The organism is Stieleria sp. (genome assembly GCF_041595215.1).
Classification (GTDB): Bacteria; Planctomycetota; Planctomycetia; order Pirellulales; family Pirellulaceae; genus Stieleria; species Stieleria magnilauensis.
On the sequence record NZ_JBFHKV010000236.1, the window covers coordinates 1 to 9,205 of the forward strand.

Genomic DNA, 9,205 nt, shown 5'->3' on the forward strand with positions numbered 1-9,205 from the left:
ACACAGGACTCGTCGCCTCGTCCACTACCCCAAAACAGGACTCGTCGCCTCGTCCACGACCGCCTACCCGACACGCAAGGTGACAAGGAGCACTAGAAGTTCGCTTGCCCCTTGATCGTGCGCTGGGCGACTTTCCACGCTTCGGTCAGGTGATCGGCGTATTGATCCGGCGACAGCAAGACGCCCGAGCCGTCGGGGGCGACGTCCAGTTCGATCATCCATCCGGCGCCGTAGGGATCGGCGTTGATCAGGGAGGGGTCGGAAAGCACGTGTTCATTGATCGCCGACAGCGTGCCGGCGACGGGCGCATACAGATCGCTTTCCGCCTTCTTGCTTTCGATCGCGCCGATCATCTGACGGTGCTCGACCGCCGACGGAGCTTCGACTTCCCAGTCCAGAAAGTAGACGTCTTGCAACAAGCGAACGGCGTAGGCCGACAACCCGAACCGCCACGTGCTGCCTTTCGAACCTGAGCCGGACTCGATGCATTGAGCCCACATGTGGTTCTTGGCGTAATGGCGGTCTCGCGGAAACGTGGCTTCGAATTCACCCATCGCAAAGGTGAATGATTCGGTGCTACGTGTATCGGACATTCTGATGTTCCGGCTCAAAGAACACGGGCAACATGGCGTCGACTCGCAGCAACCCGTAGCGGGTCAACTCGACGCGGTCCCCGCTGATCGTTGCCCAGCCGTCTTCGACATACTTGTCCCATTCTGATTTCCATCGCTCAAGAATGTTGACGCCGAATTTGTTTTGGAAGTAATTCACTTCCAGGTACCCGAGCTTGAGCATCAAGACCATCTCGCGGATCAGACGCTGGTGATCGGTCGGAACGTAGCCGCGTCCCAGCGGCAGCGAACCCGATTCGACCGTCGACAGGTATTGTTCCAACTCGGCGACGTTCTGGTAGTGCACGCCGCTGACGTGGCCGAAGCTGGCGATTCCGGTGGCCAGCAAATCGGCGCCTTTGAACAGATTATCGCGGTACGAGAAATTCACCTTGGATGGATCTTTCACAACCGTGTAGGCGCTGCTGATGCTGTAGCCGGCGTCGAGGAATTCGTTGAACGCGTAATCGACCCAGGCACGCTTGGTGGTCCAATCGGCCACGGGGCTGGTCGTGTGGTTCTCCAGCATGTCCTTGCTGATCACGGTGTTGAACGGCAACTCCATCTGATAGATCGTCACGCTTTCGGGCGACATGTCGATGGCTTGACGAATGTTGTCCTTCCAGTTGTCCCAGGTTTCACCGACCATTCCGGAAATCAAGTCGATGTTGACGTTCGGGAACTCGGCTTCGGCGATCCATTCCCAGGCCCGAAACACCTGTTTGGACAAGTGGGCACGGCCGTTCTCCTCGAGCAGCTTGTCCGAGAAATTTTCGACACCCAGGCTGAGCCGCGTGACGCCGAGTTCTTCACGCAGTGTTTTGACCTTCGTTTCGCTCAGCGTTCCCGGTTCGCATTCAAACGTCACCTCTTCGGCGCCGTCCCAGGTGATGTGCTGGCGAAGTCGTTCGGCAAGTTTCGTCAGTTGCTTTGGCGAAAGGAAGCTGGGGGTGCCGCCGCCGAAGTAAACGAAGCGGAACGGGCGGTCCTTCATCACCTCCGTTTCGCTGACCATTGAGATTTCATTGCACAAGGCATCGACGTAACGCTGGACTTCCGGCGCGGTCACATCCGTGAAAACTTTGAAGTAACAAAACTTGCAACGCTTTCGGCAAAACGGGATGTGCAGATACAGCCCCAGCGGTGTGGTTTCGACCGCGGGGCTATGCAGCGCCGAAACGACTGCCTCCAACGCGTCCTTCTTCCATTGGCTGTAAGGCGGATAGTTCGAAATAAAGTAGCTGCCGACTTCAGTTTTCGAATCACTAGCGGCGGACGACATGGGCAGGCTATTTCAAAGAGCGTAGAAATCAGTGAACGGCGTTCTCGGTCAACGGTGTCGTTGATCGACAGAGATTATTGTAACCGGTCGTCACCCCCACGGTCATCGGTGCTCTCGCTGACGGATCACCTGGATCGCCCGCTCAAGATCATCCGGAAGGGGGGCTTCGAAGGTCATCGATTCGCCGCTTTGGGGATGACAAAGTGTCAATCGGCGCGCGTGCAACGCCTGCCGATCGAGAACCTCGGGGCTGCCGGCGACGGTGCCCCGTCCCTGCAGCCAAGATTCGGTCGCGACGGCGTGCCCCGCGTAGAGTCGGTCACACAGGATCGGGCAGCCCAGGTGGGCCAGGTGGACACGAATCTGGTGGGTGCGGCCGGTTTTGGGGCGGACCCGAACGAGGGTGAAGCGACCGATCCGCTCCATCACCTCGTAGAACGTGCTGGCCGGTTTGGTGGTCGGGTGATTTTCCCGAATCGCCATCTTGTCACGTTGATACGGATGCCGCCCGATGGGGGCATCGACGACGTCGCGATCGCGGTCGAGTCGTCCGACGGTGATGGCGAAGTATTCTTTTTCGACTTCGCGATCATGCCACTGCTGGGCCAGCGCCATGTGAACGGCGTTGGTCTTGGCGACGACAATGACGCCGCTGGTATCGCGGTCCAGCCGGTGAACAATCCCCGGTCGCGTCGGGCCGCCGACGTCGGACAGGCACTGGAAGCGATGCGCCAGCGCGCTGGTCAACGTCCCTTGCCAATTGCCGCGGGCCGGGTGCACCACCATCCCCGGCGGCTTGTTGACGACGACAAACCCGTCGTCCTCGTACAACAGGTCCAGCGGGATGTTTTCCGGGACCACTTCATCGGAGAACGCTTCGGGCAGCTGAAAGCGGATCGTCTGTCCAGCCTTGATCCGAAAACTGGGACGGACCGTTCGCCCGTCCACCGCCGCTTGATCCTCCTGAACCGCCTGACGGATTTGTGTGCGGCTGTAGCCGTCGCAGGCGCTGGTTAGAAACAGATCGATACGTTGATTGGCCGCCGAATCGGGGACGACGAAATCCCGGAAAACCGGATCGTTCGATTCGTCGTCGAGGGCCTCGTTCAGAGCTTCGTCATTCGAGACTTCGTCGCGGGGGGCTTCGTCGCTGATGGCAGCGTCTTCGTTAGAAAGTGACTCGGACTTCACGCGAGGTGGATCAATGGATCTTTGATTCTGTATGAGTATCGCGGCGGAGTCGATGGGGAGAGGAACGGGTCAGGCGTCTGGGTCGGTGGGTTGCCGATTGTCATCAACGCCAAACGAGCCGTCTCTTGTTAGCGGCAGGGCGTGAGCCCTCCGGTCATACGAGCCAAAACTGAACGGATCGCGGCCTGGCGGCTGAAACCTGAATGTGTCAGGAAGGGGCCATGCGGCGCCCCTCGCTCACGCGTCGCGACTGGCATCATCCACGGAATCAACTTCCGCTACTCGGCCGATTCGTCGGCCGTGTCTTCCGGATTCTCGTCCACCGTCTCGTCGCTGGTCGTTTCCGGCTCAGCAGTTTCCGGCTCAGCAGTTTCCGGCTCAGCAGTTTCCGGCTCGGTCGTTTCCGGCAGTTCCAGCCCACCTTCGATCGGGGCGCTGGGTTCGTCGGACGACTTCAAGTCGTCGCCCATGTTCAGATCGGGGAGGTCCAAATCGGGCAGATCGGGAAGCGAGGACGCACCGGGAAGTTCTGGCGGCAGGGACGGGTCCGCCGGCGAGAAGTCTTGGTCGGCGAACCATGCCAAGAACTCGACGGTGTCCGGGTTGGAAAGGCGGTCGATGCGTTCCTGGGCCACCGCAACCATGGCTTCGGACTCGTTGGCATCGACGGTTCGCTTGTAGGCGTCGATCGCCTCGTCGATTTCGCCCAGCGATTCGGCGGCCATGCCCAGGCCAAAATTCGCCCGGGACAACAACAGCGTTTCTTTCGATGCCGCTCGGGCGTCGCTGAAGTGCTCCTTTGCCTGCGACAGCAAGGTTTCGGCTTCGTCGCGGTCTTGGTACAGCGAGTTGATGCCTTGGGCCAAGCTGTCGTTGCCCTGGAACAGCAGCGACCAAGCGGCCGCGACGGTGTCGGGGTACTGGGACGCAACCTCGGGGTTTTCCATCAGCAACTGTAACGTCGCGTCGCTGCGTTTGGCGACTTCGCCGCTGGAGTAAAGCCCCACGGCGATCAAGGCCACAATGACGATCACCACGGCCGTCAGGATGAGCTTGGAATAGGGCTCAATCTTCTTGTAAAAGCCGGCCAAATTTTCGGCGACGATGTTCTGTTCCAGTTGTGCCTGGCGATCTTTCATGAGTGGTCTTGTCCGCGTTGTCTAAGCGAGACGAGCCGATTGCGGTGAGGGAACGAGTTGGAAGCGTGGGGCAGGGCGAGCGTCAATGTCGCACAAGTGTCGATCGCGAAGTATAGGAGCGACAAAAACTTATCGTCAATAGAAGGCGCCGCAGAGGCGGCGACATCCATGCCATTTGCCGCAAGTCCCCCAGCTAGCCAACGCTACCGCTCGGATTCGTCCACCGCGTGCTCACGCAGCTCTTCCAGCGAGGCAAACTCCAAGGCCGAGACATGGGTGGCGCGGAGCACCACCTGCGGGGCCTGGCCGGCATCGTAGGCTTCTTTCCAGCGTGCCGCGCACAGGCACCAGCGGTCGCCCGGTTGCAGTCCGGCGAACCGGTAGAGCGGATTGGGAGTGCTGAGATCGTTGCCACGCGACTTGCTGAATTCCAAAAATTCTGCGGTCATCACGGCGCAGATCACGTGCAGACCGGCGTCCGACGCGCCGGTGTTGCAGCATCCGTCACGATAAAAGCCGGTCATCGGGTCGGTGCTGCAGGTCTCGAGGTCAGTTCCAATAACGTTTTTTGCCATGGGGTCAGGTTCGAAGGATCGGGCCAGGTGTCGCGCATCACTCTACGGATCTGATTGTAGCGAGTCGGTCGCCGCGGCGTGGGGGGTGACGTCCGGGGTTCACGCTGCGGTTTCTCGACTTCGCTTGCATTCTGCCAACGCGATGAACGATCGGTGGTTTTAGCATCATGGCCTTGAAGTGGTTTTTCGCTATATGATGACGGCGTTTCGTCCGCTTTCTCTTCCCGCCAGTCGACCCGCCATGGATGCTCCCCACAGCGACGCTTTGCTCCGCGAACTGACAGCCCCGCAATGCGAAGCGGTTCAGCACGTCGACGGACCGATGTTGATTTTGGCCGGCCCGGGCAGCGGAAAGACGCGGGTGGTCACGCACCGGATCGCGTATCTGTTGTCCCAGAACATTCCGGACTGGCAGATTGCGGCGTTGACGTTTACCAACAAAGCCGCCGATGAGATGCGCTTGCGGTTGGACAAACTGGCGCCGGGGCAAAAGGTCTGGATGGGCACCTTTCACCGTTTCTGTGCCCAGTTGTTGCGGCGTTATGCGTCGATGGTGGGGCTGCAAGAGAATTATTCGATTTACGACACGTCGGATTCGAAGCAGGCGATGAAGCGTGCGATCGAAGCCGCCGGAGTCTCCACGACCCATGCGTCTCCGGATCAGATCGCCAACGTGATCAGCAAGGCGAAGAACAAGCTGATCACGCCGGACGTCATGGAAGGCCAGATGCTGTCGCCCAAAGAGACGGTGGCCGCCAAGGTGTACCCGGTTTATCAGCGTCAGTTGCTGACGGCCAACGCGGTCGACTTTGATGACCTGCTGTTGCACGTCGCCAATTTGCTGCGGCACAGTCCCGAATTGCGGGGCGAGCTGGACCAGCGATTTCGCTACATCCTGGTCGACGAATACCAGGACACCAATTTGGCTCAGTACGCGATCGTCCGGGCGCTCTCGATCGATCACCCCAACCTGTCGGTCACCGGCGACCCGGATCAATCGATCTATGGCTGGCGCGGCGCCGACCTGAACAACATCCTGGATTTCGAAAAAGATTACCCCTCGGTCAAAACGGTTCGGCTGGAACAAAACTATCGCAGCACGCCCAACGTGTTGCGGGTCGCCGACCAATTGATCCGTCACAACCGACGCCGCAAACAAAAGAACCTGTTCACCGACAACGACGAAGGGGAACCGGTGATCTTGCGGTGGTTCGAAAACGGCTATGAGGAGGCCGATTCGATCGCTGATGAGATCGTCGCCGCGATTTCGTCTGACCTCGCCCGGCCCAACGATTTTGCAATCTTTTGCCGCATGAATTCGCTGACGCGGTCACTCGAACACGCACTCCGCGGCCGTGGCGTTCCCTATCAAATCGTCAACGGCGTCGAGTTCTATCAGCGGAAAGAAATCAAGGACGTCTTGGCGTACCTGCATCTGGTCAACAATCCCGGTCACGACGTCGCCTTGACGCGTGTGATCAACACCCCGACGCGAGGAATCGGCGCCAAGACGGTCCAGCGGATCCAGGCGTTTGCCGACAGCCACAACATCCCCATGTTGGAAGCGGCTCGACGCGCCGAGCAGATCGAATCGCTGGCCAAACGCAGCGTCACAATGGTCAAGAAATTTGTCGCGATCTACGACCGGATCGCCGCCCGCGCGACCGCTCCGCTGGAGGAGTTGATGCGGTGCGTGGTTCAAGAGTCGGGGTACGACAAGTTTTTGGAAAAGAACTCCGACGATGCGGATGATTCCAGCCCGCTGGGAAACGTCGACGAATTGATCAGTGCCGCAGTTGACTTTGATCGGCGACATCCCGACGACGGATCGCTGGAAGCGTTTCTGGAACAAGTCGCACTGGTCAGCGACACCGATGCCTTCGAGGAAAACGACCAACGCGTCACCCTGATGACCCTACATGCCTCCAAGGGGCTGGAATTTCCGCGGGTCTTTATCATCGGCGTCGAAGACGATTTGCTGCCCCACAAACGATCCAAAGAAGACGACGCGCAATTCGAAGAGGAGCGACGGCTCTTGTTCGTCGGTATCACCCGCGCCAAACAGTGGTTGCAACTGAGTTGTTGTAAACGTCGCATGATTCGCGGCGACACGCGACCGGTGATTGCCAGTCCGTTTTTGAACGAGCTGCCGTTGGAGGAGATGAAACGCATCGAGTCGACGGTGCAGCGAAATTATTTTGATCACGACATCGACCAGAGCGGCGGCGGGGATTGGGATTTGCCGGAAATCCAAATCCGCGACGAGGTCCAAGCAGACGTGTCGTTCGATTTCGGAGCCAATCAAGACGAAGACGTGTTGTCGGCGGACGACCAGGCCCGAGAATCCGCGCCGACGTTTGATGCGGTCGCCGAAGAATCGTCGCCGCAGGAGGTCAAGACGCAATCGATCCCCGAAATCGGTGCGCTCAAAACGGCCGCGGATTTGATGTCGGGCAATCGACCGCCGCTGACGGCGTTTCGCGAAGGCACCACGGTGCGGCATTACGACTACGGCGAAGGGACGATCCTGGCCGTCAGCGGACTCGGCCCCAAACGCATGGCACGCGTCCAGTTCGCCGACGGAGAGCACAACTTTCGACTCGCCTTCGCCAAGTTGGAAGTCGTCGGCCCGTAGGCTGGCGGCAAACGGCTGATCATCGTTTAAGATCGGCCGATTCGCCGTTCCGTTTGATTCTCACGAACCCGTGTAGCGCGACAGGTCACCCAGGTTCAGCGTGTCATTCATTTCGGCTTGCAGCGTTTCCAGACGCGAGAACAATCGCTTGACCGTCTTGGCGTGCTCTGCCGAACCGGCCAGATCGTTCATCTCCTGCGGGTCCTGCTTCATGTCGTACAAGCGGATCTTGTTGGCAACGGGGTAAACGATCAGTTTGTAGTTTTCGGTACGGATACTGCGTTGTTTATCCAAGTAGGCGCCGTAGACGACGTCATAGGGGCTGTCGGCACCGCCGAGCATCGGCAACAGACTGTTGAATTGGACGTGTTCGGGTTGCTTGATGCCGGCCAATTCCAAGGTCGTCGGCATGATGTCTTGCAGGTACACGGCGTGGTCGATCGTTTGCCCGGCCTTGGCGTCCGGCCCGATCACCATCAACGGCACTCGGACGCTGTGATCGTATAGGTTTTGTTTGCCCATCAAGCCGTGCTGTCCGCAGGCCAGGCCGTGATCGGCGGTAAAGAAGATCCACGTGTTGTCCTCTTTGCCCGTCGCTTCGACAGCGTCCAGAATCCTGCCGATCATGGCATCCATGTGCGTGATGATTGCGTAATATTCTTGACGGTTTGTCTTGACCGCTAACGGCGTGCGGGGGAACGGGGCGAGTTTTTCATCGCGCAGTTTTCGCCCGGCCGCCATCGCTTCGGCGTACGGATATTCGGGCAAAAAGTTCTCCGGCAGCTTGACCTGGTCGACCGGGTACTTGGCGACGTATTCGGCCGGCGATTGACGCGGATCGTGCGGGGCGTTGAAGGCCAGGTACATGAAGAACGGTTGGTCGCCGGAACCGGCCTCGCTGAGGAAATCGACCGAATGATTGGCAACCACTTCACTCCAGTGCGTTCCGCCTTCCCAAAACCCGCCGAACTTGGGATCACTCGGAGACCAGGGATCGGTCACTTCGCCGGTTTCCGGGTCAACGAGTGGCCGGTTGTAGCCGGCCGGCGTTTGGCTGGGCATGCCGCCGCGGACATCACGTGCGACGTCAAAGGATTTTTGGGCGTCGGCCCGGCAATGCCATTTTCCGGTCATGTACGTTCGATAGCCGGCGGCTTTCATGTACTCACTCCACCACCGCCCCGCTTCACGTTCCTGTTCGGCGGCTTGATAAACCGGTTCGGCGTCCCAGAGGAATCGCCCGGAATTGAGCATCATGCGGCTGGCGACACAGACCGCACCCGACCACGAACCCATGTTGTAGGCGTGGGTGAAGGTGGTGGCACGCTTGGCGATCCGATCCAAATTCGGTGTTTCGACTTCCGGGTGCCCAAACGCAGCGACGGTGTCGAAACATTGGTCGTCGGAGAAGATGAACACGATATTGGGAGGTTCGGCTGCGCTCGCACCCGGCGTGAGCGAAAGGCACAAGACGGTGGCGACAAGGAAAAGTAACGCGAGTCGTGACATGGAGCGAAATTCCGAAGAGGAGAATGGAAATCGACGTTGCATTATACGATAGTCGCTGGCGGCGAATGCTATGTGTGACCTAGCGATCCGTCTCAGCTAAACCTTCGGGTAGTGGACGAGGCGACGAGTCCTCTGCTTTCGGGTAGTGGACGAGGCGACGAGTCCTCTACTTTCGGGTAGTGGACGAGGCGACGAGTCCTGTTTTGAGGTAGTGGACGAGGCGACGAGTCCTCTGCAGTCGGCATCTTGGCAGAGGACTCGTC

7 protein-coding genes are annotated in these 9,205 nt (G+C 59.2%); 1 reads left to right on the forward strand and 6 read right to left on the reverse strand.

The features are described from left to right. Nucleotides 1-92: 92 nt before the first annotated feature. The 5 genes from ABX749_RS11455 to ABX749_RS11475 all read right to left on the reverse strand — a co-directional run bounded on the left by ABX749_RS11455 (nucleotide 93) and on the right by ABX749_RS11475 (nucleotide 4,798). Entirely contained in the window at nucleotides 93-593 is a 501-nt protein-coding gene (locus ABX749_RS11455; RefSeq protein WP_372896099.1) for a glycine cleavage system protein H, read from the reverse strand. Continuing rightward, the gene (locus ABX749_RS11460) at nucleotides 577-1,893 is read right to left on the reverse strand and encodes a coproporphyrinogen-III oxidase family protein (protein ID WP_372896100.1); all 1,317 of its coding nucleotides are present in this window, start codon (nucleotides 1,891-1,893) and stop codon (nucleotides 577-579) included. The genes ABX749_RS11455 and ABX749_RS11460 overlap by 17 nt, the downstream gene beginning before the upstream one ends. A gap of 102 nt (nucleotides 1,894-1,995) precedes the next feature. Further along, the gene (locus ABX749_RS11465) at nucleotides 1,996-3,084 is read right to left on the reverse strand and encodes an RluA family pseudouridine synthase (RefSeq protein WP_372896101.1); all 1,089 of its coding nucleotides are present in this window, start codon (nucleotides 3,082-3,084) and stop codon (nucleotides 1,996-1,998) included. Nucleotides 3,085-3,362: 278 nt separating this feature from the next. Beyond that, nucleotides 3,363-4,223 carry a tetratricopeptide repeat protein gene (locus ABX749_RS11470; protein ID WP_372896102.1) on the reverse strand — a complete coding sequence of 287 codons (861 nt, stop codon included), beginning with the start codon at nucleotides 4,221-4,223 and terminating at the stop codon, nucleotides 3,363-3,365. A 203-nt stretch (nucleotides 4,224-4,426) separates the two neighbouring features. Further along, the gene (locus tag ABX749_RS11475) at nucleotides 4,427-4,798 is read right to left on the reverse strand and encodes a DUF2237 family protein (protein ID WP_095742366.1); all 372 of its coding nucleotides are present in this window, start codon (nucleotides 4,796-4,798) and stop codon (nucleotides 4,427-4,429) included. A 241-nt stretch (nucleotides 4,799-5,039) separates the two neighbouring features. Between ABX749_RS11475 and ABX749_RS11480 the strand changes: the two genes are divergently transcribed. Then, a complete protein-coding gene (locus ABX749_RS11480; protein WP_372896103.1) occupies nucleotides 5,040-7,433 on the forward strand; it encodes an ATP-dependent helicase in 2,394 nt (797 codons plus the stop codon). Nucleotides 7,434-7,493: 60 nt separating this feature from the next. On the opposite strand, the gene ABX749_RS11485 is transcribed toward ABX749_RS11480, so the two are convergent. After that, on the reverse strand, nucleotides 7,494-8,942 hold the full coding sequence (locus ABX749_RS11485) for a sulfatase-like hydrolase/transferase (RefSeq protein WP_372896104.1): 1,449 nt from the start codon (nucleotides 8,940-8,942) through the stop codon (nucleotides 7,494-7,496). Nucleotides 8,943-9,205: the final 263 nt, after the last annotated feature.

Bases quoted from the DNA above. Each gene is read 5' to 3' on its own strand.
- ABX749_RS11480 (WP_372896103.1), top strand. From the start codon at position 5,040: ATGGATGCTCCCCACAGCGACGCTTTGCTCCGCGAACTGACAGCCCCG.
- ABX749_RS11470 (WP_372896102.1), bottom strand. From the start codon at position 4,223: ATGAAAGATCGCCAGGCACAACTGGAACAGAACATCGTCGCCGAAAAT.
- ABX749_RS11455 (WP_372896099.1), bottom strand. From the start codon at position 593: ATGTCCGATACACGTAGCACCGAATCATTCACCTTTGCGATGGGTGAA.
- ABX749_RS11460 (WP_372896100.1), bottom strand. From the start codon at position 1,893: ATGTCGTCCGCCGCTAGTGATTCGAAAACTGAAGTCGGCAGCTACTTT.
- ABX749_RS11485 (WP_372896104.1), bottom strand. From the start codon at position 8,942: ATGTCACGACTCGCGTTACTTTTCCTTGTCGCCACCGTCTTGTGCCTT.
- ABX749_RS11475 (WP_095742366.1), bottom strand. From the start codon at position 4,798: ATGGCAAAAAACGTTATTGGAACTGACCTCGAGACCTGCAGCACCGAC.